Genomic DNA, 25,318 nt, shown 5'->3' on the forward strand with positions numbered 1-25,318 from the left:
AGGCTACCGTGAGCCGCCTGGGAGCCCGGGTTCAGGGCGCGGGAGTGGCGGGCGTCCCGCCGTCCGCGGGCGCCGTGGGGTCGGCGACCGCGGTCTTGGCGGCGCCTGCGGTGATGACGGAGCCCACGAGCTGCGCCATCCAGTCGGTGCGCGTCTGCTGCACCTCGTCGCTGACCGCATCCTGCTCGCGAGGCTGCTGTGCCGCCGTCAGGTCGTTGTCGACGATGTACGCGATCTCGCCCGGGTTCATGTAGTACAGCCGCTCGCGCGCCTGCGTCGTGATGTACGCCGGGTCGTCCCAGCGCTCGCTCTGCGCCTGCAGGTCGGCGATCTGCGACTCGGTGAGCTGCACCGAGTTCTGCAGCGCCGCGATCCGCTGCTGCTGGTCGAGGTAGGTGCCCACGGTCGGCACGAGCACGAGCACGCCGAGCACGACGAGGCCCAGCATGATGATCATGAAGCCGGAGAGCCGGATGCCGCCGAGCCAGTCGCGCACGTCGACGCGGCGGCGGGGCGCCTCCGAAGAGCGCCGGGAACGAGAAGGAGGAGCCGTTCGTGCTGCCACGGCTCCTCCTCTCGTTCAGTGACGTTCGGTCGTCACTCAGCCCTTGAAGCGCGGGAACGCGGCACGGCCGGCGAACACAGCCGCCTCGCCCAGTTCCTCTTCGATGCGCAGAAGCTGATTGTACTTCGCGACGCGCTCGCTCCGAGCGGGCGCACCGGTCTTGATCTGACCCGCGTTGGTCGCGACGGCGAGGTCGGCGATCGTGGTGTCCTCGGTCTCACCCGAGCGGTGCGACCACATCGAGCGGTAGCCGTTGCTGGTGGCCAGAGCCACCGCATCCAGCGTCTCGGTGAGCGAGCCGATCTGGTTGAACTTCACCAGCAGCGCGTTGGCGACACCGAGGTCGATGCCCTGCTGCAGACGCTTCGGGTTGGTGACGAACAGGTCGTCGCCGACGAGCTGCACCTTCGTGCCGATGGCGTCGGTGAGGGCCTTCCAGTTGTCCCAGTCGTCCTCGGCGAGGGCGTCCTCGATCGTGACGATCGGGTAGTTGGCGACGAGGTCGGCGAAGTAGTCGACGAGCTGCGCGGGGCTCCACGGCTTGCCCTCGACGGTGTACACGCCGTCCTTGTAGAACTCGGTCGCGGCGACGTCGAGGCCCACGGCGATGTCGGAGCCGGGCGTGAAGCCCGCCTTCTCGATGGCCTTGAGCAGGAAGTCGAGGCCCTCGCGGTTGCTGGGTAGGTCGGGAGCGAAGCCGCCCTCGTCGCCTAGGCCCGTGTTGTAGCCGGCGGCCTTCAGCTCGCCCTTGAGGACGTGGTAGACCTCGGTGCCCCAGCGCAGCGACTCGGCGTACGTCTCGGCACCGATGGGCGCGAGGAAGAACTCCTGGAAGTCGATGCCGTTGTCGGCGTGCTCGCCACCGTTGATGACGTTGAACAGCGGAACGGGCAGCAGGTGCGCGTTCGGGCCGCCGAGGTAGCGGAACAGCGGCAGGTCGGCCGAGTCGGCGGCGGCCTTGGCGACGGCCAGGCTCACGCCCAGGATCGCGTTCGCGCCGGTGCGCGACTTGTTCTCGGTGCCGTCGGTCTCGATGAGGATCTGGTCGATGACGCGCTGCTCGCTCGCCTCGACACCCTCGATCGCCGGGCCGAGCTCGTCGATCACGGCGTTGACGGCCTTCAGCACGCCCTTGCCGCCGTAACGGCTCTTGTCGCCGTCGCGCAGCTCGTACGCCTCGAACGCGCCGGTGGATGCGCCGGAGGGCACTGCCGCACGCTGCACGACACCGTCATCGAGGAGCACCTCCACTTCGACGGTCGGGTTACCGCGCGAGTCGAGGATTTCGCGCGCGCCTACAGCCTCGATAAGTGCCACAGGGGACTCCTTGAGTTTGGGGGTGTGATCTCGGAGCGACATCGGTCCGCTTCCGAGTCTAGTGACGCTCGGCGCGAGACCCACCGGAACAAAGCCCCGGATGCGTGATGAGGGCCACCGCGAAGCCGTCCCAGCCCTTCGCGTCGAGGGTCTGCACGGCCGTGGCGTCGAACCGATCGTCGTCGGCGAGCATCTTCAGGGAACGCCGCACGCCCTCCACCTGGCTCTCGTGGTTCTCCGGATCGACGATGCGCCCGGCGCGCACGACGTTGTCGACGACCACGACGGTTCCGGTTCGCCCGAGGCGGGCGGCCCAATCGAGATAGATCGTGTTCGACTCCTTGTCGGCGTCGATGAAGACGAGGTCGAAGGGCCCTTCCAGCTGCGGGAGGACGTCCGCCGCCCTCCCCGGCCGGATCTCGACGCGCTCGCCCACGCCCGCGTCGTCGATGCTCTTCCGCGCCACGGCGGCGTTGCGCGGCTCGGCCTCGATCGTCGTCACCCTCCCCTGCTCCCCCACGGCGCGCGCGAGCCAGATCGTGGAGTACCCGCCGAGGGTGCCGATCTCGAGCACCCGGCGAGCGCCGATCATCCGCGCCAGCAGGTGCAGCAGCTTGCCGGTGAGCGGAACGACCTCGATGGCAGGAAGGCCCGCCGCATCCTGAGCCGCGCGGGCATGCTCCAACGCGGAGTCCTTCTCGACCAGCGCCTCGGCCAGGTACGCGTCGACGGCGCGCCAGCCGTCCGGCGTCGGTGCCGGGTTCGTGTCGCTCATGCCGCCAGCCAATCGGGCCGCGCGCGACGAGGTCAACCCCTGCCTGCGAGCGCGTCCCGCGTGTCAGGAGCCTGGTGTCCGCTCGGCAGCCGGACCTCGTGGCCCAGCGCCGCGAGCACCGACGGCAACAGCGCGTCGGCGGTGCGGCGGTAGCCGACGGCGCTCGGGTGGAACCGGTCGAGGCTGAACATCTCGTCGGGGTTCGAGATGAAGAACGGGCCCACGACGTGCCGCAACGACACGGCCCACGCCCCCGCGGCGATCGCGGCGCGCGCCTGCGCCTGAGCGAGCTGGCGCGAGAGGCGCGAGCCGAGGGAGCGCAGCGGCTGCGGTACCGGCCGCAGTGCACCCAGGTCCGGGCACGTGCCGACGACGACCTCGGTGCCGTCCTGTCGCAGCCGCTCGATCGCCTCCTCCAGCGACGCCACGGAGCGCGAAATCGGAACACGGTGCGTCACGTCGTTGCCGCCGACCACGATCACGGCGACGTCCGCCCGGTAGTCGTCGGGCAGGGCGTCGAGCTGGGCGGCGAGCGCGGCGGACTCCGAGCCGACCACGGCCGCGGTGCGCAGACGCACCGGGCGCTGCTGCCGCCGGGCGAGCGCGCGGGCGAGGCGGGCGCCGAGGGTGTCCTTGCGCCGCTCGGCGCCCAGCCCCGCGGCGATCGAGTCGCCCAGCACGAGCAGCTCGATCGGGGCGCCGTCGTAGCCGCGACGCCACACCCGATCGGCCGACGGCGCCTGCTCGCCGAGCGGCTTGCCGATCTGCCGCCGGGCATGCGCAGCCTGGCGTCGCAGCACCTCACGGGCAGCGGCGAGCGCGAACGCGACCACTCCGGCGGTCGCGGCGACCGTGCGCGCGGGGAATCGGATGCGGGCCACGTACCCATCCGAACCCCTCGCGGTGAACGGGTCGTGACGGCTGGGTGACCGATCGGCCCCCGGCGGTTCATACCGCTGCAGTAGGGTGCGGCGCATGAGCGGCCCCACCCTCCAGCGACGCCTCGGTCTCGGCGACGCCGTGGCGATCGGCCTGGGCTCGATGATCGGCGCCGGAGTGTTCGCGGTCTTCGCCCCCGCCGCGCAGGCCGCCGGCGCGGGACTGCTCGTGGGCCTCGCGATCGCGGCGATCGTCGCCTTCGCGAACGCCACCTCCACGGCGCAGCTCGCCGCCGCCCATCCCGTCGCCGGCGGCGCGTGGGCGTACGGCCGCGCGGAGCTCGGCCCGTGGGCGGGGTTCATCGCGGGCTGGGGGTTCGTGATCGGCAAGCTCGCCAGCTGCGCCGCCATGGCCATGACCTTCGCGGCCTACGCCGCGCCTGCCGGGTTCGAGCGACCCGTGGCCGTCGCCGCCGTCGCGGCCCTCACGATCGTGAATCTGCTCGGCGTCACTCGCACGGCGCGGCTCACCCGCATCCTGGTCGCGATCGTCCTGCTGTGCCTCGCCGTCGTCGTGGCCGCGGGTGCCGCGTCGCTGCCGACCGGCGCCGCCTGGACGGGCGGCGAGGTCAGCCCGTACGGGGTGCTGCAGTCGGCGGGACTGATCTTCTTCGCCTTCGCCGGGTACGCCCGCATCGCCACGATGGGCGAAGAGGTACGCGAGCCCGCCCGCACGATCCCCCGCGCGATCCTCGGCGCCTTCGCGGGCGCGCTCGCGGTGTACGCGATCCTCGCCGTGCTGTGCCTGCTGGTGGTCGGCCCCGAACGGCTCGCCGCCGCATCCGCGCCCCTCGCCGAGCTCGTGTCGGCCGCGGGATGGGAGTGGGCGCAGCCTGTGGTGCGCGTGGGTGCGGCCGCCGCATCCCTCGGGGCTCTCCTCGCCCTCATCGCCGGCATCGGGCGCACCTCGTTCGCGATGTCGCGCGGCGGCGACCTGCCCGGCTTCTTCGCCGCCGTCCATCCGACGCGGCACACGCCCTACCGCGCCGAGATCGCCGTCGGGGCGATCGTCATCGTCGCGGTCGCCCTCGCCGACCTGCGCGGCGCGATCGGGTTCTCCTCGCTCGGCGTGCTCGTGTACTACCTCGTCGCCAATCTCGCGGCCCTCCGCCAGGATGCGGCGCACCGTCGCTTCCCGCGCGGCCTCGCCGCCCTCGGGGCCGCCGGGTGCGCAGTGCTCGCGGTGACGCTGCCGTGGCAGGCCGCCCTCGCCGGGGCGGGCGTGCTCGCCCTCGGCGTGGTGCTGCGGCTCGTGTTCGGCCGCCGCGGCGCTACGCGAGCGGCTTGAGCTCGAGCTCGGACGGGTCGTCGCCCGCGGCCACCGTCGCGAACGCCGTGTAGCCGTCGGCGGCCGCGCGCTCCAGCAGCGCCTTCAGGTTCTTGGTGCGCTGTTCGAGCCGCACGCGCGACCCGGCGGTCACGAGCGCGGACTTCGCCGCCACGAGCTCGGCGACCGGCACGTCGCGGTCGTGCACGAGCACGACGGCGTCGAGTCCCGCATCCTCGCCTGCCGAGACGAGATCGACGATGCGCTCGAAGCCGATCGAGAAGCCGACCGCCGGCACGTCCTGGCCGAGGAACCGGCCGATCATGCCGTCGTAGCGTCCGCCGCCGCCCAGCGAGTAGGGAACGGAGGGGTGCGCGAGCTCAAAGATCGTGCCCGTGTAGTAGCCCATGCCGCGCACGAGGAACGGGTCGAACACGAGCGGAACCTCGTCGAGCCCCACCGCGGCGCTGACGGCCTCGCCGATGCCGACCAAGTGCGCGACGACCTCGTCGGCGATGCCGTCGGGCAGCTGCGCGCGGATGTGCGCCTCGCCGAATGCGGTGCCGTCCGCCGCGGGGCGGGCGAGGAAGGCCGCGAACGCGTCGACGGCGGATGCGGTCGCCCCGCGCTCGCGCAGCTCCGCCTCCACACCTTCCGGGCCGATCTTGTCGAGCTTGTCGATCGTGATGAGCACGCCCGCACGCTCGGACGCCTCGAAACCGAAGACCTCCAGCATCCCGTCGAGCGCGCGGCGGTCGTTGATCCGCACGCTCGCACCGACGAGACCGAGCGCATCGAGCGTGTCGAGGGTCGCGACGATGAGCTCCGCCTCGGCGCGGGCTCCGGCGTCGCCGATGATGTCGATGTCGCACTGCACGAACTGGCGGTAGCGCCCCTTCTGCGGGCGCTCCGCGCGCCAGACGGGCGCGATCTGCACGGAACGGAAGACGCCCGGAAGCTCGGCGCGGTGCGAGGCGTAGAAGCGCGCCAGCGGCACGGTGAGGTCGAAGCGCAGGCCGAGGTCGCTGAGGGCGGCGGGGTCGTCGGCGGCCGCCGTGATCGCCTCGGGCGACAGGGCGCGCTTGAGCACGTTGAACGCGAGCTTCTCGTTGTCGCCGCCCATGCCTGCGTGCAGCCGGTCGTAGTCCTCCATGACCGGCGTCTCGATCTCGTCGAAGCCGTGCGCGCGGTAGCGGTCGCGGATGACGGCGAGCACGCGCTCGCGGCGGGCCTTGTCGGCGGGGAGGAAGTCGCGCATGCCGCGCGGGGGGTTCACTGCTGGCACCAGACCATCATCCCAAACCGGCCTCGGCCCGACGCACACCCTCCTCCAACGCGCGCGTACGCGTACGCAGCGCCCGCTCCGCATCCCATCCCTCGGCCTTCGCGCGCACGACGAGCGCGAGCAGGGCGTCGCCCAGCTGCTCCTCCGAGGTGATCTCGAGCGGACGCGCCGGGACGGCGGCGCCGGGCGCCCGGCCGACGACCTTCTGCGCGCGGGCGAGCGCCGGCATCGCGGCGGGGATCCCGTCGAGCACGCTCCGACGCTCGCGCTTCTCCGCCGCCTTCGCGGCGTTCCAGTGCACGAGCACCTCTTCAGGCGTCGTGGCCGTCTCGCCCGCGAACACGTGCGGATGCCGGCGCACCATCTTGTCGGCGAGGTCGCCGGCGACATCGTCGATGTCGAAGGGGTCGTCGGCATCCCGCGACGCGATCTCGGCGTGGAAGAGCACCTGCCACAGCAGATCCCCGAGCTCCTCGCGCAGCTCCGCGCGGTCGCCGTTCTCGACCGCGTCGATCACCTCGGCGCTCTCCTCGACGAGGTAGGGCACGAGAGCGGCGTGGTCGATCTGCTGCGACCAGACGCATTTCTCGCGCACCTCGTGCATCACCTCGGCCGCGCGCCGGAGTCCGTCGGAGGCCGCATCCGCGTCGTTCATACCCTGCGCTCCTCGCGTCGGTAGTGCCGTGCCCGCCATGCTACGAGCACCGCGGCGACCACGAGCGAGACCAACGACCCACCGAGCACACCGAGGGTCGACTCGTCGCGCAGCAGTCCGTCGCCCGCGAACGCGAGCTCCGACAGCAGCAGCGAGACGGTGAACCCGATCCCGCCGAGCGCGCCCGCCGCGACGAGGTCGGCGAGCCGCAAGCGGCTGTCGGGCTCTTCGAGCCGCTGCGCGAGCCAGCCGAACACGGTGATGCCGAGGATCTTGCCCACCGGCAGGGCGATGAGCACGCCCCAGAACACCGGCTGCAGTTCGTCGAGTCCGACCGAGGGGATCGCGACGGATGCGGCGGACAGCGCGAACAGCGGCAGCACCACGCCGTTCACCCACGGATCGAGGGCGTGACGGACACGGGCCGCGGGGCGCGGTGCCATCGCGAGTCCCAGCGCGACGCCCGCGATCGTGGCGTGCACGCCGGAGAGGTAGACGAGCGCCCAGACGAGGATGCCGAGCAGCACCAGCAGAATGCCGAGCGGCACGCGGTTGCGGTCCGTGAGCCGGCGGCTCAGCAGCGCGAACAGGATCACGCCCACGAGGGCCGCGAGCAGGAGCCACAGGTCGACGCCGTCGGTGAAGAGCACGGCGATGAACACGATGCCGACGATGTCGTCGAGGATCGCGAGCGCCAGCAGGAACGCCCGCACGCCCGTCGGAAGACCCCGGCCGAACACGGCGAGCACCCCGAGGGCGAAGGCGATGTCGGTCGCGGTGGGGATCGGCCAGCCCGACGCCGATGACGTGCCCAGCGAGAACGCGAGGAAGATCGCGATCGGTACCAGCACGCCGCCCGCCGCGGCGATCGCGGGCTGCACCGCTTTACGGGGCGAACTCAGCTGCCCCGCGGTCAGCTCGTGCCACAGCTCGATGGCCGCGACGAAGAAGAAGATCGCGAGCAGGCCGTCCTGGATCCAGTGACCGACCGAGAGCGAGAACACCCCGGGAATGCCGATGTACGCCTCTTTGACCGTGGCGACGCCGGCAGCCAGCGGCGAGTTGGCCAACACGAGACCGAGGGCCGCCGCGATCAGCAGCACGACGGCGGGGAAACGTTCGGAACGAAGCAGGCGCATCTGCCCTCCAGGGTGGGGAAACGATGTCCGTCGCCAGGCGACGAGGCGACCAGACTTCCCGCCACTCCGGAGTCCATCGTAACCGGACGCCGCGCGTGTCATTTGTGGTCGCCGGCTCCCAGTACCGTTATTCCATGCTCGAACCCACCCCCACGGAGGCCATTCGCGTCGTCGGACGCTATGAGGCAGGGCAGGAGATCCCCGACCAGATGCGCGCGGATGTGCGCGTGCTGGGCTCGCTGCTGGGACAGGTGCTGCAGGAGAGCGGTTCGGCGGGCCTGTACGAAGACGTCGAACGCCTCCGCGTGGCAACCATCCAGGCCTACACCGACCCGAGCGACGAGGCCTTCGAGCGCGCCGCCGAGATCGCCGACTCGTTCACGATCGAGCGCGCCGACGAGGTCGCCCGCGCCTTCACCGTCTACTTCCACCTCGTGAACCTCGCCGAGGAGCACCAGCGCGTGCGGGTGCTGCGCGAGCGCGACGGCCAGCCCGAACCCGAGGGTCGCACCGACTCGATCCGCTCGGCCCTGCGCCAGCTGGCCTCCGAGGTCGGCGACGACGTGGCGCTCGAGCGCCTGCAGTCGCTGCGGTTCCACCCGGTGTTCACCGCCCACCCGACCGAGGCGCGCCGCCGTGCGATCTCGACCGGCATCCGGCGTCTGTCCGAGCTGCTCGACGAGTACGACTCGCTGACCCCGGGCGGCGTCGACCAGCGCCGCGCACGCCGGCGGATGCTGGAGGAGATCGACACCCTCTGGCGCACCGCGCCGCTGCGCGCCGAGAAGCCGTCGCCCACCGACGAGGTGCGCGCGATCATGGCCGTGTTCGACGACACCCTGTTCACGACCGTCCCCCGCGTCTACCGCCGCGTCGACGACGCGCTCGGCGAGGGCGCCGGCAGCCGTGCCCCGCTCGTGCGCCCCTTCGTGCGCGTGGGCACGTGGGTCGGCGGCGACCGCGACGGCAACCCCTTCGTCACCGCGAAGGTCACCCGCAAGGCCGCCGGCATCGCGAGCGAGCACGTGCTGCTCGGCCTGGAGCGCACCGCGCTGCGGATCGGCCGCACGCTCACCCTCGACGCCACATCCACTCCGCCGAGCGACGCCCTCGTGGCCCTGTGGAACCGCCTCCGCAGCGCCGACGAGGAGGCCGCGGCCGAGATCGCGAAGCGCTCCCCCAACGAGCCGCACCGCCGCATCCTGCTCATGGTCGCGCGCCGGATCGCCGCCACGCGCACCCGCAACGCCGACCTCGCCTACCGCGACCCCGAGCACCTGCTCGCCGACCTGCGCACCGTGCAGCAGTCGCTCGCGGATGCGGGCGCCGCCCGCCAGGCCTACGGCGCCCTGCAGCAGCTGGTGTGGCAGGTCGAGACCTACGGCTTCCACCTCGCCGAGCTCGAGGTGCGCCAGCACTCCGCCGTGCACAAGAAGGTGCTCGCGGAGCTGGAGGCCGGCGGCGAGCGCAGCGAGCTGACCGAAGAAGTGCTCGAGGTGTTCCGCGCGATCGCCTACATCCAGGAGCGCTTCGGACCGCGCGCCGCGGGCCGCTACATCGTCTCGTTCACGCAGTCCGCCGAAGACCTCGCCAACGTACACCGCCTGGCGCGGTACGCGGTGGGCGCGGACGGCGCGGCGCCCGTGCTCGACGTGATCCCCCTGTTCGAGACGTTCGCCGACCTGCAGGCGGCCCCCGGCATCCTGGCCGAGATCGCCGAGCACCCCGAGTTCGCCGCGCGACTGGAGGCCACCGGCCGACGCCTCGAGGTCATGCTCGGCTACTCCGACTCCTCGAAGGACGTCGGACCGGTGGCGGCGAACCTCGCCCTCTACGAGGCGCAGGCGGAGATCGCGGCGTGGGCGCAGGCCAACAACATCGAGCTGACCCTCTTCCACGGCCGCGGCGGCGCCCTCGGCCGCGGCGGCGGGCCCGCCAACAGCGCGATCCTGGCGCAGCCGCCGCACTCGGTCGACGGTCGCTTCAAGCTCACCGAGCAGGGCGAGGTCATCTTCGCCCGCTACGGCGACCCGCAGATCGCCATGCGCCACATCGATCAGGTGGCCGCCGCCATCCTCATGGCCTCGGCACCGTCGAACGAGGCGCGCAACCGCCGCGGCGCCGAGATGTTCGCCGAGATCGCCCAGGTGCTCGAGGACTCCTCGCGTGAGCGGTTCTACTCGCTCGTGAAGGCGCCCGGCTTCGCGCCGTGGTTCGCCACCGTCACCCCGATGGAGGAGGTGGGACTCCTCGCCCTCGGCTCGCGTCCCGCTCGCCGCGGCCTGTCGGTCGAGTCGCTCGAAGACCTCCGCGCCATCCCGTGGGTGTTCGCGTGGTCGCAGGCGCGTATCAACCTCGCAGGCTGGTTCGGGCTCGGTACGGCGCTGGAGACCGTGGGCGACGAGCAGCTGCTGCGCACCGCCTACGCCGAGTGGCCGCTGTTCCGCGCGATGATCGACAACGTCGCGATGAGCCTCGCGAAGGCCGACGACCGCATCGCCCGCGAGTACCTCAACCTCGGCGACCGCGACGACCTCGCACAGCTGGTCATGGAGGAGATGTCGCTCACTCGCGATTGGGTCGTGCGCATCGTCGGCGGCGACGCGCCGCTCGCGAACAAGGCCGTGCTGCAGCGGGCCGTGAAGCTGCGCAGCCCCTACGTCGACGCCCTGTCCCTCCTGCAGCTGCGCGCCCTCCGAGCCCTCCGCGATGCTCCGGCCGACGCGCCCGCCGATACCGCCAACCAGCGACTGCTGCTCCTGTCGGTCTCCGGCGTCGCGGCCGGCCTGCAGAACACGGGCTGAGCCGCATCCGGCGCCGCCGCCTCAGTCGAGGAGGCGGTCGTCGTCGTGGCGCGCGAGGCTGCGGCCGTAGCGCTCCGTGAGCTGCACCATGAGGTCGGGGGTGTCGCGGTCGAGGCCGAACACGTAGCCCGGGAAGTCGAGCTCCTGCTGGCGCGCCCAGATCTCGTCGTGCTTGTCGGGCGAGACGACGATCGCGGGATCCCCCACCGCGACCCAGCCGATCGGCACGACCGAGCCCTCCGCGAGGTGGGTACGCAGGTGCACCGTGGCGCCGATGCGCACCTCGCTGCGGCGGTCGATCCGCGCCCCGTTGAACACGCGCGCCCCCGTCGCGATGAAGACCTCCTCAGCGATCGTCGCCCCGGCGATGCTCGCGGTGGGGCCGATCAGCGTGTGGTCGCCGATGTGCACCGGGTTCGCGGCCGTCGCGCGCACGAGGGCGTTCTCCATCACGATGACGTGCTCGCCGAGCGTCAGCGGTCCGCCCTCCGAGGTGAGGATCGCGCCGTGCAGGATGCGGCATCCCGCCCCGACCGTGACGTCGCCGCTCAGCACGGCCGTGGGTGCGACGCTGGCCGACGGATGGACCGACGGCACGGCGCCGAGGTGCTCGTAGCGCATGCCGTCACCCTAGGGCAGCCCGCGTCCGGGCGACAGGTCCGGCGCCGCTAGGGTGGGAGCGTCCGCATCCATTTGGGACATCGCGCCGCGCGCGATACCCGGCCAGAGAGAACCACGTTGACCGAGACCTTCGCCGCGCTGCCCGAAGCCGTGCGCTCCACCTTCGCCACCGTCCTCGCCCGTAACCCCCACGAGCCCGAGTTCCAGCAGGCCGTGCACGAGGTGCTCGACTCGGTGGCTCCCGTCATCGAACGCCATCCCGCGTTCGCCGACCTCGGCATCCTCGAGCGCATCGTCGAACCCGAGCGGCAGATCATGTTCCGCGTGCCGTGGGTCGACGACGCCGGCACCGTCCGCGTGAACCGCGGCTTCCGCATCCAGTTCTCCTCCGTCCTCGGCCCGTACAAGGGCGGGCTGCGCTTCCACCCGACCGTGAACGCGTCGATCGTGAAGTTCCTCGGGTTCGAGCAGATCTTCAAGAATGCGCTCACCGGGCAGGGCATCGGCGGTGCCAAGGGCGGCAGCGACTTCGACCCGCACGGGCGATCTGATGCCGAGATCATGCGCTTCTGCCAGTCGTTCATGAACGAGCTCTACCGGCACCTCGGCGAGCACACCGACGTGCCCGCCGGCGACATCGGCGTGGGCGCGCGGGAGATCGGCTATCTCTTCGGTCAGTACCGCCGCATCACCAACCGGCACGAGTCGGGCATGTTCACCGGCAAAGGCGTGCAGTGGGGCGGCGCCGAGGTGCGCACCGAGGCCACCGGCTACGGCGCGGTGTTCTTCGCCGAGGCGATGCTCGGCGTCGCCGGCGAGAGCCTCGAGGGCCGCCGCGTGAGCGTGTCGGGATCGGGCAACGTCGCCGTGTACGCGATCGCGAAGGCGCAGCAGCTCGGCGCGGTGCCGGTCACTGCATCCGATTCGAGCGGCTACGTCGTCGACGACGCCGGGATCGACCTGGGTCTGCTGCGGCAGGTGAAGGAGACCGAGCGCGCGCGGATCGCCGAGTACGCGGCCCGCCGGTCGAGCGCCCGCTTCGTGCCGGACGCCCGGCCGTGGGAGGTGCCCGTGGATGTGGCGTTCCCCTGCGCCACGCAGAACGAGCTCGACGAGACGGATGCCGACACCCTCATCGCGAACGGCGTGCGCGCGGTCGTCGAGGGCGCGAACATGCCCTCCACCCCCGGCGCGATCGCCGCGTTCCGCAGCGCCGGCGTGCTGTTCGCCCCCGGCAAGGCGGCCAACGCGGGCGGGGTCGCCACCTCGGCGCTGGAGATGAGCCAGAACGCCTCACGTCAGCGCTGGACGTTCGCCGACAGCGAGGCAAAGCTGCGCCAGATCATGCGCGACGTGCACGACGCCGCGTTCGACGCCGCGGAGCGCTACGGACGCCCCGGCGACTACGTCGTGGGCGCCAACAGCGCGGGCTTCGAACGCGTCGCCCACGCCATGGCGGCGCAGGGCGTCATCTGACGCGGGCCGAGCTCAGGCGTCGGGCGTCTCGGCGGCTGACGCCGCGCGGCTGCCCACGGCCGCGCCGTAGAGCACGAAGCCGAGCATCGCGGCGCATCCGGCCAGCACGATCGCCGCGAGCCCCGCGGACGGCACCGGCAGCAGCGCACCCAGGCCAGCGATGACTCCCGCGAGCCCGCCCCAGATCGTCGCCTGCTTCGCGCGGATGTGGGCAGCCAGCCACGCCTCGTCGCTCGCCATGGTGACGGAGGTGCGGATACCCGCGATGGCATTGCGCTTCAGACGACCGGATGCGGCCGCGCGCCCCATCCAGATCATGAGGCAGCCCGACGACACCATCACGACGGCGAGCAGGATGCGGACGAACAGGTCGTTGTCCATGGGGTACCTCAGGCCGCGGGAGCCGGCTCGGGAACGGGGAACAGCGCGTCGAGCAGCTGGCTCGTCCAGGCGATGAGCTCCGCGTCGCCCAACGGCTCGCCGCCGGCGGTGGGCAGCGGCACGACGAGAGCCTCGCCCGAGGCGACGAGCTTCGCCTTCGGGTACAGCCGCTGCATCCGCACGCGCAGCGAATCGGGCAGATGCGCCGGCGCGACACGCAGGTTCGGCCCCATCGCGACGACATCGGCGAGCGACGAACGCGCCGCACGACGGCGGAGTCGGGCGACGGCCACGAGACCCTCCACCTCGGCCGGCGGTTGCCCGTACCGGTCGGTGAGCTCCTCGATCACGAGGTCGATCGCGTCCTCCTTCGCCGTGGCGGATGCCGCCGCCGACAGCTTCTGGTAGGCCTCCAGACGCAGGCGCTCGCTGTCGATGTAGTCCTCGGGGATGCGGGCCTGCACGGGCAGCTCGAGCCGGAGCTCGGTCTGCCCCTCGGTCTCCTCGCCGCGGAAGGTGGCGACGGCCTCCCCGATCATGCGCAGGTACAGGTCGAAGCCGACGCCCGCGATGTGACCGGCCTGCTCGGCGCCCAGGAGGTTGCCCGCCCCGCGCAGCTCGAGGTCTTTCAGCGCCACCTGCATGCCCGAGCCGAGGTCGTTGTTGACCGAGATGGTCTCGAGTCGGTCGGCGGCGGTCTCGCTCAGCGGCTTGCTCTCGTCGTACAGGAAGTACGCGTACGCGCGCTCGCGCCCACGGCCGACACGGCCGCGCAGCTGGTGCAGCTGGCTGAGGCCGTACTTGTCGGCCCGGTCGATGATGATCGTGTTCGCGTTGGAGATGTCGAGACCCGTCTCAACGATCGTGGTCGAGACGAGAACGTCGGCCCGGCGCTCCCAGAAGTCGTCGACGACCTGCTCGAGCGCATGCTCGCCCATCTGCCCGTGAGCAACCGCGACGCGCGCCTCCGGCACGAGTTCGGCGAGATCCGCCGCGACCCGCTGGATCGACGAGACCCGGTTGTGCACGAAGAACACCTGGCCCTCGCGCAGCAGCTCACGACGGATCGCCGCCGCGATCTGCTTGTCGTTTCGGGGCCCGACGTAGGACAGGATCGGATGCCGGTCCTCGGGCGGGGTGGCCAGCGTCGACATCTCGCGGATGCCGGTGACCGCCATCTCCAGCGTGCGCGGGATGGGGGTGGCGCTCATCGCGAGGATGTCGACGTTCGTCTTGAGCTTCTTCAGGGCGTCCTTGTGCTCGACGCCGAAACGCTGCTCCTCGTCGATGATCATCAGCCCGAGGTCCTTGAAGACGACCTTCTCGGTGAGGATGCGGTGCGTGCCGATGACCATGTCGACGGTGCCGTCGGCGAGGCCGGCGACCACATCCTTCGCCTCCTTGTCGGTCTGGAACCGGGAGAGCGCGCGCACCTTGACGGGGAAGCCCGCGAAGCGCTCGGAGAACGTCTCGAGGTGCTGCTTGACGAGCAGGGTGGTCGGCACGAGCATCGCGACCTGCTTGCCGTCCTGGATCGCCTTGAACGCCGCACGCACGGCGACCTCGGTCTTGCCGAAGCCCACATCCCCCGACAACAGGCGGTCCATGGGGATCGGCCGCTCCATGTCGGCCTTGATCTCGTCGATCGTCTGCAGCTGGTCGGGGGTCTCCGCGAACGGGAACGCCTCCTCCAGCTCGCGCTGCCAGGGCGTGTCCGGCCCGAAGGCGTGGCCCTTCGCCGCCATCCGCGCCGAGTACAGCTTCACGAGCTCGACAGCGATGTCGCGCACGGCGCGGCGCGCCTTGCTCTTGGCGGCCGCCCAGTCGCTTCCGCCCATCTTCGACAGCGTCGGCGCCTCCCCGCCCACGTAGCGGGACAGCAGGTCGAGCTGGTCGGTGGGCACGTAGAGCTTGTCACCGGGGTGGCCGCGCTTGGAGGCGGCGTACTCGAGCACGAGGTACTCGCGCTTGCTCTTGACCGGGTTGCGGCCGCCGCTGGAGACCTCGCGCTGCACGAGCTCGACGAACTTGCCGATGCCGTGCGTGGCGTGCACCACGAAATCGCCGGGCTTCAGCTGCAGCGGGTCGACGACGTTGCGCCGACGCGAGGCCAGCTTCTTGACGGCGCGGGTGTCGTTTCCGATCGTGCGGCCGTAGAACTCCGACTCGGTCAGCACCGCGAGCCGCGCATCCGCGACCTGGAAGCCGCGCTCGAGCGTGCTCACGACGACCGTGGCGAGCCCCGGCTCGGGCGGTTCGCTGAGCGAATCCACCCGGCGGGCAGCGATCCCCCGCTCGGCGAGCACGTCGCGGGCGCGGTCGGCGAGCCCCGCTCCGGATGCCGTGACGACGACCGCCCACTGGTCGGTGAGCAGCTGGGCGACGTGATCGATCGCGCCCTCGACGCTGCCCGCGAAGGACGGGACGGATGCGGCGGCGATCCGCGTGACGCCCGCGTCGTCCGAGAGGCCCTCGGCGGCCGCATCCGCCGCACCCGAGTCGAACGAGGAGAGCTCCCACCACACGTCCGAGCGCGCACGGGCGGCCTCGTGCAGCTCGGGCAGCGAGAGGAAGTCGCCCGAGCCGAGATCGACCGGGGTGTCGGCTCCGGCGACGGCGGCGCTCCACGCCGCATCCAGGAACTCCTGGTTGGTCTCGGCGAGGATCGTCGCGCGGGTCGCGGCGCGCACCGGGTCGACGATGGCGACCGCGCTGGCGCGCGGCAGATAGTCGACGATCGTCACGAGGCCGTCCACGAGCGCGGGGATGAGCGATTCCATGCCCTCGACCGGGATGCCCTCGGCCATCTTGGTGAGCATGCCGGCGAGCGACGGGAAAGAGTCCGCGAGGCCGAGTGCGCGGTCGCGCACCTCGTCGGTGAGCAGCAGCTCACGGCTGGGCAGCAGGTCGATCCGGTCGATGTCGCCGGGCAGTGAACGCTGGTCGGCGACCGAGAACGCGCGGATCTGGTCGACCTCGTCGCCGAAGAACTCCACACGATAGGGGTGGTCGGCTGCGGGCGGGAAGACGTCGAGGATGCCGCCGCGCACCGCGAACTCGCCGCGGCGCGAGACCATGTCGACGCGGTGATACGCGAACTCGACCAGACGCACGACGATCGCTGCGAGGTCATGTCCGCGGCCGCCGACGCTCAGGCGGATGGTGCCCGCATCCCCGAGTCCGGGAACGATCGGCTGGATCGCGCCGCGCACGGATGCGGTGACGACCAGCGGTGCGGTGCCTTCCCACTCGGCGATGCGCTGCAGCACGGCGAGGCGGCGGCCGACGGTCTCGGCGCTCGGGCTGAGGCGCTCGTGCGGCAGGGTCTCCCACGCCGGGAAGTGGCGCACCTCCGCACCGGGAAGCAGCGCCTCGAGCGCGGGGCCCAGCGCCTCGGCGCGGCGGCCGGTGGGGGCGACGGCCAGCAGCACAGCCGGCTTTCCGGCCTCGCGGCGCCGCTCGAGCAGGGCCGCGAGCAGCGGGGCGTCGAGGCCGTCGACGAGGGAGAACTCCCCGTCGACGGAGGCCGCCCCTGCTGCGTCTCGGAACGTTTCTGAGCGCGCGAGGGCGCGGACGATCCCGGGAACTGTCACCACAAGAGTCTACGGCGCCCCGCCGACACCCGCTTCGGCGGCGGGCCCGGGGCGTGGGCCCGCCGCTCACGTTCGAGGGACCGCATCCGGAGTCGCGAGACTGCATTTCGATCACGAGATCACTGTGTTTACCCGTGATCTCGCGCGAAAGATGCAGTCTCGCGGGGATGTGGGGTGCGGCCCCGGATGCGGGGCGGCCCGCCGCGCGGGGGGTCAGGCGCGCGGGGCGTGCCAGCGCTGCTGGGCGGCGACGAGGCCCTCGTCGACCAGCAGCTCGACCGCATCCGCCGCATCCGAGACGAGGATGGGGAGCGTCTTGCGCTCGGTCTGACCGAAGGCGTCGAGCACCCAGTCGGCCGGGTCCTGGCGGCCGGGAGGACGGCCGATGCCGACGCGCACCCGGGGGAACTCCGGGGTGCCGAGCGCCTTGGCGACGTCGCGGACGCCGTTGTGTCCGCCGTGGCCGCCGCCGGTCTTGAGCTTGAGGGTGTCGAAGGGGATGTCGAGTTCGTCGTGTACGACCACGACGCGGTCAGCGGGGATGTCGAAGAACTTCGCGAGGTTCGCGACCGGTCCGCCGGACACGTTCATGAACGTGTTGGGCTTCGCGAGCACGAGCTTCGGTCCGCCGGGACGCAGCCATCCCTCCGCGATGCGGGCCCCCGCCTTGTGCACCTTGAAGCCCTCGTTGCGGCGGTCGGCGAGCTCGTCGATCACCATCTGGCCCACGTTGTGGCGCGTCGCCTCGTAGCGCGGTCCCGGGTTCCCGAGTCCCACGATCAGCCAGGTGTCGGCCATGTCATCCCTTCCGGAGGCGACGCGAATGCGGCGTTGAGACGGACGTAAAACAGGAGAAATCCCGAACGCAGGAGGATTCTCGTGAATCGATCCTGTCGTCGGGATTTCTCCTGTGCGAGCGGGGCGGAATTACTCCGCGGACTCCTCGGACTGCTCCGCAGCGACCTCGGCGTCGGCCTCGGCGATCTCGTCCTCGGCGGCGAGGGTCGAAGCGGGCACCGAGACGGCGACGACGAGCGTCTCCGGCTCCGTCACCAGCGTCGCGCCCGTGGGGAGCGTGAGGTCAGCGGCCGTGATGTGCGTGCCGTCCTCGAGGCCCTCGACGTCGACCTCCACGTGCTGCGGGATGTTGGTGGCCAGAACCTCGAGCGACACGGTCGTCGCGTCCAGGTTCGCGATGGTGCCGGCGAAGGGCTCGCCCACGACGACGACGGGGACGTCGACGGAGACCTTCTCACCCTTCTTCACGACGAGCAGGTCGATGTGCTCGATGATCTGGCGCACCGGGTCCTTCTGCACGTCCTTGACGAGGGCCAGGTGGTCCTTGCCGTCGGCCGTGAGCTCGAGCAGCGCGTTGGCGCGGCGGATGAGCAGGGCGACCTGGTGACCCGGCAGGGCGAGGTGCACGGGGTCGGTGCCGTGGCCGTACAGAACGGCGGGGATCTGACCTGCAGCGCGGAGGCGACGGGCGAAGCCCTTGCCGAACTGCGTGCGCACCTCAGCGGTGACCTTGTTGTCTTCCGACATGATGATTCTCCTTGCGGGCCCACGGGCCCCGGGTTTGGGGATGGGTTCGACTCGAACGCGAGCGCGTGAGGAAGCCGTAGGCCTGCACACCCTCGTCGATTACGGATGCGGATGCCGCATCCCTCGCCGAAGTTCGCGTCGAGTCTACCAGTGCCGCCCGGTAGCATGGAAAAGATGCGCCCGCCGGCGCGAGCCCCGATCGAAAGGACTCCCCCGTGGACGCTCAGCTCGCCTCCGACCTCCTGCTCGGTTTCATCGGTCTGCTCTCGCTCGGATCTCTCATCGGTGTCGTCGGCGCCTTCTGGTCGATGGGCCGCCAGAACTACCGCAAGTCCTGACTCCGCGGCGACCAAAGGCGTCGCACGGAATCCTCGCGGCGCGTGGGAACACTACGATTGGCGTGTTCCCACCCTTCGTTCGAGGAGTATTTTTCGTGACCGAGGCATCAGCCAACATCGGAGTCGTCGGACTCGCCGTCATGGGGTCCAACCTGGCCCGCAACCTCGCCTCGCGCGAGGGCAACACGGTGGCCGTGTTCAACCGCAGCTATGACAAGACCGAGCACCTCGTCACGGAGCACCCCGAAGCGGGCTTCGTCCCCGCCTCGACGTACGCCGAATTCGCCGCGTCGCTGCAGAAGCCGCGCACCGCGATCATCATGGTCAAGGCCGGCGGCCCCACGGATGCGGTCATCAACGACCTCGTGCAGGTGTTCGAGCCGGGCGACATCATCGTCGACGGCGGCAACGCCCTCTTCACCGACACGATCCGCCGCGAGAAGGCGGTGCGCGAGACGGGCATCAACTTCGTCGGCGCCGGCATCTCGGGTGGCGAAGAGGGGGCGCTGAACGGCCCCTCGATCATGCCGGGCGGCTCGGACGAGTCCTGGATCACGCTCGGACCGATCCTCAAGAGCATCGCGGCGGTCGCCGAGGGCGAGCCCTGCGTCACGCACGTCGGTCACGACGGCGCGGGTCACTTCGTCAAGATGATCCACAACGGCATCGAGTACGTCGACATGCAGCTCATCGGCGAGGCGTACGACCTCATCCGCCGCGGCACCGGAAAGTCGCCCGCCGAGATCTCGGAGATCTTCGCCGAGTGGAACCGCGGCGAGCTGGAGTCGTACCTGATCGAGATCACCGCCGAGGTGCTCAAGCAGGTCGATGCCGCCACCGGCAAGCCGCTCGTCGACGTCATCGTCGACCAGGCCGGCGCCAAGGGAACGGGCGCCTGGACCGTGCAGACCGCCCTGGATCTCGGCATCCCCGTCTCCGGCATCGCCGAGGCCGTCTTCGCCCGCTCGCTCTCCTCGAAGCCCGCGCAGCGCGCCGAAGCGACGTCGCTGCCCGGCCCCTCCTCGACGGGAACGGTTGCCGACCCCGAGGCGTTCATCGAGGACGTCCGCCAGGCGCTGTACGCGTCGAAGATCATCGCCTACTCCCAGGGCTTCGACGCCATCGTCGCGGGCGCCGAGCAGTACGGCTGGGACATCAAGAAGGGCGACATCGCCAAGATCTGGCGCGGCGGCTGCATCATCCGCGCCCAGTTCCTCAACCGCATCACCGAGGCGTACGCCGAGAACCCGTCGCTGCAGGCTCTCGTGCTCGCGCCCTACTTCCGCGACGCCGTCGCCACGGCTCAGGATGCGTGGCGCCGCGTCGTCATCGGCGCCGTCGAGACGGGTGTTCCCACTCCGGCGTTCTCGTCGTCGCTGGCCTACTACGACGGCCTGCGCGCCGACCGCCTGCCGGCCGCCCTCATCCAGGGCCAGCGCGACTTCTTCGGAGCGCACACCTACAAGCGCATCGACAAGGAGGGCACCTTCCACACGCTGTGGTCGGGCGACCGCTCCGAGGTCGAAGCCGTCGACACGCACTGACCCCGCGATGACGGGCGCCGCCGCGCGCGGCCGCCGGAGGACGCTCCTCCTGGCGGTCGCCACGGCGGCGTACCTCGTGGTGCTGGCGCGCTTCACGCTCGTGTCCGACGACGCGGCCGGCAGCGGCGGCATCCTGAGGGCGTGGGCCGAGGCGTTCAGGGAGACGCCGTGGACCCGGTGGATCACGTTCGATCTGCTGGAGTTCACCGCGAACGTCGCGATGTTCCTGCCCGCCGGTGTGCTCGGCGCGCTGTGGCTCGGACGCCGGTGGTGGCTCGCCGTCCCCGTCGGCCTCGCCATCAGCGCCGGGATCGAGACGACGCAGGGTCTGGCCCTGGTCGGCCGTGTCGCGGACGTGCGAGACCTCGTCTCGAACACCATCGGCACGGCGCTCGGCGCGCTGGCGATCGCGGCGATGCGCCGCATCCGTCGCCGTTGAACGACGGATGCGGCGCGCCGGGGTCACCGGGTGATGTCGCGCACGGTGCCCTTCTCGAGCCGTAGACGCCGCGATGCACGCCGGGCCACGGCGGAGTCGTGCGTCACCACGATCAGGGTCAATCCCTCGCGGTTGAGCGCCTCCAGCACCTCCAGGATCTCGTCGCGCATGTGCTCGTCGAGGTTGCCCGTGGGCTCGTCCGCGAGCAGCACGCGGGGCTTCTTCGCGATGGCCCGTGCAATCGCCACCCGCTGCTGCTGGCCTCCCGACAACTCGCCGGGACGATGGTCGGCCCGTTCGTCAAGGCCGACGCGTTCGAGCGCCTCGCGAACCCGCTCGGCCCGCTCGGCCGGAGGCAGGCCCAGAGGCTCCAGGCCCATGTCGACGTTCTCCGCAGCGGTCAGGGTGGGGATGAGATTGAACCCCTGGAACACGAAGCCGATCTCGTGCGCGCGCACCTCACTGAGCTGTCGGTTGGTCGCGCGAGCGATGTCGGTCTCGCCCAGCATCACCTGACCGGCCGTGGGCTGATCCAGTGCCCCGAGCAGCTGCAGGAACGTGGACTTGCCGCCTCCCGTCGGCCCCTGAATCGTCACGAACTCCCCGGGGGCGATGTCGATGTCGACGCCGGTGAGCGCCGTCACGACCCTGCCCTTCTGCCGGTAGGTCTTGCTCACGCCCCGCACGCGGTAGGCGAAAGCCGCTGCCGCGCCGGCGCCGACGCTGTCGTTGATGATCATGTCTGTTCTCCTCGTTTCGTTGCGGTACGGCTCAGGCCACGGCCCGCAGAGCCTCGGCAGGGCTGAGTCGGGCTGCGCGCCAGCCGCCAAAGGCCCCCGCCACCAGCCCCGCGGCGATCGACAGCGCGACGGCCAGCAGGATGATGCCGATCGAGACCGGTGCATTCAGGACCACGTCGGATGCGGCGGCCGCCAGTTGCGGCGCTCCGCCCATCCCGCCCATTCCGCCCGGTCCCGTCATCCCGCCCGGGCCCGTCGCCTGCTCCGTGGTCGCGGAGATCGTGGGAGAGATCAGGTTGATGATGCCGACCGCGCCGAGTCCCAGGACCACACCCGCGGCACCGCCGATGAGCCCCTGAACGACCGACTCGCCGGCGACCTGGCCGACGACCCGGCGGTTGGACCAGCCGATCGCCTTGAGCGTTCCGAACTCGCGAGTGCGGCGGGAGACGCCGGAGATCGTGAAGAGCACGGCCAGCGCCACCGCGACGATCAGCAGAAGCACCGACAGCCAGGTGCCGAGGCTGGTGATCAGCGCCGCGGCGCTCGCGAGCGAGCCGGAGACGGTCGAGGCCAGATCCGACTGCGAGCTCACGGTCGCATCGGGGAAGGCCTCCGAGATCGCGGTCTGCACCGACCCGATGGCGTCGGCGGAGCTCGCCTGCACGTACACGGTGGAGACGACGTCGCCCACTCCGGCGAGCGTCTGAGCGACATCGAGCGGGATGTAGACGTTCGCAGCGGTGTCGGCGTCATTCGTCGCGGAGGCGACGATGCCCACGATCTGCATCTCGCTGCCGCCCACGTCGATCGTGCCTCCCACCGCCAGCGACTTCGACGCGGCATAGGTGGCGTCGAGCACGGCGACGTTCTGGCCCGCATCCGCACTGTCCAGCATCCGTCCCTCCGAGAGCGTCACCGCCGAGAGCGGTCCGACGGATGCGTCGGCGCCGACGCCGAGCACGGAGAACGAGTCGAGATCGAAGGATCCGCCGCCGAAGCCGCCGCCCCCGCCCGGCGGGCCGGCCTGACCCTCCGCGCTCGTGCCGTCGTCGGTGGACGGCCGCTCGGGGAGCTCCCCCGTGAACGTCGAGTTGGTGAGCGCGAGTGCGGCGGATGCGGCCGAGACGTTCTCCAGGTTCGCGATGGTGTCGACCGTGGATGCCGCCAGGGTGCCGCGCATGAAGTCGGTCGTCAGCCGCGACTGGCTGAGCGAGGTGGTGCCGTCGTCATCGGTCGAGCCGCCGTCCTGCCCGAACTCGAAGCGCGGCCCGCCGCCTTCGCCCGGCTCGGTCTCGGCACCGGCGACGGTCAGGTCGGTGCCCACGCCGTAGACGGCCTCCAGGGCGCGGGTCTGCGCATCACGCACACCGGACGAGAGCGCCGTCACCACGATGACGAGAGCGATGGCGATGGCGAGTCCCGCTGCCACGATGATGGTCTGCTTCTTGCGGCCGGACAGCTCCCGCCGCAGATATGTCGCGTACATGTTCTCCTCCTGGCCCATCGGGTTGTGGGGCCGTGCGGAGAGGCTAAAGACGCTCGCGATGCAAGACACATGGCGCGTTGATGAGGCGACTATGCGACCATGTCTCTCATCCGGTACCCGGCCGGCTGCGCGACTCACAGCGGGCTCATAACCCGCTCCATAGGAACGGCATAGAAACGACCTCAGAATCGAGGCATGACTTCGATGGCACCCTCTCCCGCTCTGCAGCGCGCCGACGGCTCCGCTCCCCGCATCCTCGTCGTCGACGACGAGCAGATGCTCACCGATCTGCTGTCGATGGCTCTGCGCATGGAGGGCTGGGACGTGCGCGCCGCGGCCAGCGGCTTCCAGGCGCTGCAGGCCGCCCGCGACTTCGAACCTGACGCGATGGTGCTCGACATCATGATGCCGGACCTCGACGGCATGGCCGTGCTGCAGCGTCTGCGCCAGTCGGGCAACGACGTGCCGGTGCTGTTCCTCACCGCGAAGGACGGCGTCGCCGACCGGGTCGCGGGACTCACGGCCGGCGGAGACGACTACGTCACGAAGCCCTTCAGCCTCGAAGAGGTCGTCGCCCGGCTCCGCGGTCTCATGCGCCGCGCGGGTACCGCCCAGGCGGGCGATTCCGAGCCCATCCTGCGCGTCGGCGATCTCAGCCTCAACGAAGACAGCCACGAAGTCGAGCGTCAGGGCGTGGAGATCGAGCTGACCGCGACCGAGTTCGAGCTGCTGCGCTACCTCATGCGCAACCAGCGCCGCGTGGTGTCGAAGGCGCAGATCCTCGACCGCGTCTGGAACTACGACTTCGGCGGACGCTCGAGCGTCGTCGAGCTGTACATCTCGTACCTGCGTAAGAAGATCGACGCCGGGCGGGAGCCGCTGATCCACACCGTGCGCGGTGTGGGCTACATGATCAAAGCCCCGCAGTGACACGCGTCCACCGAAGGGTGGTGCGCAGACTCACGCTCCAGGCCCGCCTCATGGTCGCCGTCATCGGCATGGTCGCCGTCATCCTCGGCGCCGTCGGATTGGCGACCGGCACGATCCTCACCTCGATCATGCGGGAGAGTCTGGACACGCAGGTCACCGAGGCATCGCAGCTGTACGGCAATCCGACCGACAGCGCCGCGGAGATCCTCAAGAACGGTCGGCAGGAGGTCGGCACGCTTCTCGTGCTGCGCGGACAGTACGGTCCCACCACCGGCGCGTACGTGGCCGACGACAACAACATCGTCGAGCTCTCGTCGTCCCAGATCGAGAGCATCACCGGACGCCCCGACCACGACACCGGCCGCGTCGACGTCTCGGTCGACGGCCTGGGCGACTATCGCGCCATTCTGAGCGGCAACACGTCCGGCGCCTTCCTCCTGGTCGGGCTGCCCACCTCCGAGGTCACCGAGACGCTGGGGCAGATCGTGACCACCGTCGCCCTGGTGACCGTCGGAGGCCTCCTGCTGCTGGGGGTCGTGCTGGCCATCATCATCCGCCGCAGTCTGCGCCCGCTGCGCGCCGTGGCGAGCACCGCCGAGCGGGTCGCCGCCCAGCCCCTCTCCGAGGGCGCCGTGCGCATCACCGAACGCGTTCCCGCATCCGAGGCCGACGACGCCACCGAGATCGGACGAGTGGGCGTCGCGCTGAACACCCTCCTCGAACATGTCGAGACCTCGCTCGAAGCACGTCAGCGCAACGAGGAGCGGATGCGGCGCTTCGTCGCCGATGCGAGCCACGAGCTGCGCACCCCTCTCGCCTCCATCCGCGGATACTCGGAGCTCTCGCTGCGCGATCGCACCCTCAGCGAGACCACAGAATCGTCGCTCGAGCGCATCCAGGCGCAGTCGCTGCGGATGACGGAACTCGTCGAAGACCTCCTGCTGCTCGCCCGCCTCGAGGAGGGGCACGAACTCGTGTACGGGTCGGTCGATCTGTCGCGGCTGGCCGTCGAGTCCCTGGGCGACGCCCAGGCGGCGGGCCAGGATCACGACTGGGAACTCGAACTCGACGAGGAACCGGTCATCGTCGCGGGCGACACGGGCCGACTCACCCAGGTCGTCGCGAATCTGCTGGCGAACGCACGCACGCACACCCCCGCGGGCACGACCGTGACGCTCAGTGTCACCCGCGAGGGGTCGGATGCCGTGCTGCGTGTACACGATGACGGCCCCGGCATCGATCCGCACGTGCGCGACGAACTGTTCGAGCGCTTCGCCCGCGGCGACAGCTCCCGCGCCCGGAAGACCGGCGGGACGGGCCTCGGACTCTCGATCGCCCGGGCCATCGCCGACGCCCACGGCGGCGAGTTGACGGTCGATTCCGTCCCCGGCGACACCACGTTCACCCTGCGTATGCCGGGCAAACCCATTGATCCGGGACCGACCGCATCCGAGGCCGATCCGAGCCGCTAGCGTGG

General features: G+C 70.9%; 22 protein-coding genes. 8 read left to right on the forward strand and 14 right to left on the reverse strand.

Annotation, left to right across the window (positions count from 1 at the left end; all coding sequences use genetic code 11):
- Positions 1-31: 31 nt before the first annotated feature.
- Genes ACYVJS_RS15265 through ACYVJS_RS15280 form a run of 4 tightly spaced genes read right to left on the reverse strand, consistent with a single transcriptional unit; the run spans position 32 to position 3,538 of the window.
- Positions 32-565 (reverse strand): FtsB family cell division protein, encoded by a 534-nt coding sequence (locus tag ACYVJS_RS15265; protein ID WP_460740706.1) that lies wholly within the window; start codon positions 563-565, stop codon positions 32-34.
- A 36-nt stretch (positions 566-601) separates the two neighbouring features.
- Complete coding sequence (eno, locus tag ACYVJS_RS15270) at positions 602-1,882, reverse strand: phosphopyruvate hydratase (protein WP_137417506.1); 1,281 nt, start codon at positions 1,880-1,882, stop codon at positions 602-604.
- Positions 1,883-1,940: 58 nt separating this feature from the next.
- On the reverse strand, positions 1,941-2,657 hold the full coding sequence (locus tag ACYVJS_RS15275) for an O-methyltransferase (RefSeq protein ID WP_460740707.1): 717 nt from the start codon (positions 2,655-2,657) through the stop codon (positions 1,941-1,943).
- A 32-nt stretch (positions 2,658-2,689) separates the two neighbouring features.
- Complete coding sequence (locus ACYVJS_RS15280) at positions 2,690-3,538, reverse strand: SGNH/GDSL hydrolase family protein (protein ID WP_460740708.1); 849 nt, start codon at positions 3,536-3,538, stop codon at positions 2,690-2,692.
- Between the two features lie 94 nt (positions 3,539-3,632).
- On the opposite strand from ACYVJS_RS15280, the gene ACYVJS_RS15285 reads away from it, so the two are divergent.
- Positions 3,633-4,883: an APC family permease gene (locus ACYVJS_RS15285; protein WP_460740709.1), complete on the forward strand. Its 1,251-nt coding sequence runs from the start codon at positions 3,633-3,635 to the stop codon at positions 4,881-4,883.
- Here the strand turns inward: ACYVJS_RS15285 and hisS are convergent.
- The 3 genes from hisS to ACYVJS_RS15300 are packed head-to-tail and all read right to left on the reverse strand — an operon-like array spanning position 4,867 to position 7,941.
- On the reverse strand, positions 4,867-6,120 hold the full coding sequence (gene hisS, locus ACYVJS_RS15290; protein WP_460740834.1) for a histidine--tRNA ligase: 1,254 nt from the start codon (positions 6,118-6,120) through the stop codon (positions 4,867-4,869). The genes ACYVJS_RS15285 and hisS overlap by 17 nt on opposite strands.
- A 34-nt stretch (positions 6,121-6,154) precedes the next feature.
- Complete coding sequence (locus tag ACYVJS_RS15295) at positions 6,155-6,802, reverse strand: nucleoside triphosphate pyrophosphohydrolase (RefSeq protein WP_460740710.1); 648 nt, start codon at positions 6,800-6,802, stop codon at positions 6,155-6,157.
- Positions 6,799-7,941, reverse strand: coding sequence for a Na+/H+ antiporter NhaA (locus ACYVJS_RS15300; protein WP_460740711.1), 1,143 nt, complete (start codon positions 7,939-7,941; stop codon positions 6,799-6,801). The genes ACYVJS_RS15295 and ACYVJS_RS15300 overlap by 4 nt, the downstream gene beginning before the upstream one ends.
- A gap of 134 nt (positions 7,942-8,075) precedes the next feature.
- Here ACYVJS_RS15300 and ACYVJS_RS15305 point away from each other — a divergent pair, with 134 nt between their 5' ends.
- Positions 8,076-10,745, forward strand: a complete 2,670-nt coding sequence (locus ACYVJS_RS15305; RefSeq protein ID WP_460740712.1) for a phosphoenolpyruvate carboxylase — start codon at positions 8,076-8,078, stop codon at positions 10,743-10,745.
- Between the two features lie 21 nt (positions 10,746-10,766).
- Here the strand turns inward: ACYVJS_RS15305 and ACYVJS_RS15310 are convergent, their stop codons facing one another.
- Positions 10,767-11,366, reverse strand: coding sequence for a gamma carbonic anhydrase family protein (locus ACYVJS_RS15310; RefSeq protein WP_460740713.1), 600 nt, complete (start codon positions 11,364-11,366; stop codon positions 10,767-10,769).
- Between the two features lie 117 nt (positions 11,367-11,483).
- On the opposite strand from ACYVJS_RS15310, the gene gdhA reads away from it, so the two are divergent.
- Positions 11,484-12,842, forward strand: coding sequence for an NADP-specific glutamate dehydrogenase (gdhA, locus tag ACYVJS_RS15315; protein WP_460740714.1), 1,359 nt, complete (start codon positions 11,484-11,486; stop codon positions 12,840-12,842).
- Between the two features lie 12 nt (positions 12,843-12,854).
- On the opposite strand, the gene ACYVJS_RS15320 is transcribed toward gdhA, so the two are convergent.
- From ACYVJS_RS15320 to ACYVJS_RS15335, 4 genes are all read right to left on the reverse strand, one after another.
- Positions 12,855-13,223, reverse strand: coding sequence for an SdpI family protein (locus ACYVJS_RS15320; protein WP_460740715.1), 369 nt, complete (start codon positions 13,221-13,223; stop codon positions 12,855-12,857).
- A gap of 8 nt (positions 13,224-13,231) precedes the next feature.
- Entirely contained in the window at positions 13,232-16,816 is a 3,585-nt protein-coding gene (mfd, locus tag ACYVJS_RS15325; RefSeq protein WP_460740716.1) for a transcription-repair coupling factor, read from the reverse strand.
- Positions 16,817-17,029: 213 nt separating this feature from the next.
- Entirely contained in the window at positions 17,030-17,614 is a 585-nt protein-coding gene (pth, locus tag ACYVJS_RS15330) for an aminoacyl-tRNA hydrolase (RefSeq protein WP_460740717.1), read from the reverse strand.
- Between the two features lie 129 nt (positions 17,615-17,743).
- A complete protein-coding gene (locus ACYVJS_RS15335) occupies positions 17,744-18,361 on the reverse strand; it encodes a 50S ribosomal protein L25/general stress protein Ctc (protein ID WP_460740718.1) in 618 nt (205 codons plus the stop codon).
- A gap of 215 nt (positions 18,362-18,576) precedes the next feature.
- Between ACYVJS_RS15335 and ACYVJS_RS15340 the strand changes: the two genes are divergently transcribed.
- From ACYVJS_RS15340 to ACYVJS_RS15350, 3 genes are all read left to right on the forward strand, one after another.
- On the forward strand, positions 18,577-18,699 hold the full coding sequence (locus ACYVJS_RS15340; protein ID WP_307324272.1) for a hypothetical protein: 123 nt from the start codon (positions 18,577-18,579) through the stop codon (positions 18,697-18,699).
- Positions 18,700-18,794: 95 nt separating this feature from the next.
- The gene (gndA, locus tag ACYVJS_RS15345) at positions 18,795-20,243 is read left to right on the forward strand and encodes an NADP-dependent phosphogluconate dehydrogenase (RefSeq protein ID WP_460740719.1); all 1,449 of its coding nucleotides are present in this window, start codon (positions 18,795-18,797) and stop codon (positions 20,241-20,243) included.
- 7 nt (positions 20,244-20,250) lie between these two features.
- Positions 20,251-20,682 carry a VanZ family protein gene (locus tag ACYVJS_RS15350; protein WP_460740720.1) on the forward strand — a complete coding sequence of 144 codons (432 nt, stop codon included), beginning with the start codon at positions 20,251-20,253 and terminating at the stop codon, positions 20,680-20,682.
- A 23-nt stretch (positions 20,683-20,705) separates the two neighbouring features.
- Here the strand turns inward: ACYVJS_RS15350 and ACYVJS_RS15355 are convergent, their stop codons facing one another.
- The gene (locus ACYVJS_RS15355) at positions 20,706-21,422 is read right to left on the reverse strand and encodes an ABC transporter ATP-binding protein (RefSeq protein WP_460740721.1); all 717 of its coding nucleotides are present in this window, start codon (positions 21,420-21,422) and stop codon (positions 20,706-20,708) included.
- A gap of 31 nt (positions 21,423-21,453) precedes the next feature.
- Entirely contained in the window at positions 21,454-22,911 is a 1,458-nt protein-coding gene (locus tag ACYVJS_RS15360) for an ABC transporter permease (protein ID WP_460740722.1), read from the reverse strand.
- A gap of 195 nt (positions 22,912-23,106) precedes the next feature.
- Between ACYVJS_RS15360 and ACYVJS_RS15365 the strand changes: the two genes are divergently transcribed.
- The gene (locus ACYVJS_RS15365) at positions 23,107-23,841 is read left to right on the forward strand and encodes a response regulator transcription factor (protein WP_274285789.1); all 735 of its coding nucleotides are present in this window, start codon (positions 23,107-23,109) and stop codon (positions 23,839-23,841) included.
- Positions 23,842-23,909: 68 nt separating this feature from the next.
- Positions 23,910-25,313 (forward strand): sensor histidine kinase, encoded by a 1,404-nt coding sequence (locus ACYVJS_RS15370; RefSeq protein ID WP_460740835.1) that lies wholly within the window; start codon positions 23,910-23,912, stop codon positions 25,311-25,313.
- Positions 25,314-25,318 lie beyond the last annotated feature (5 nt).

The sequence above is a fragment of the Microbacterium neimengense genome, from assembly GCF_054782995.1.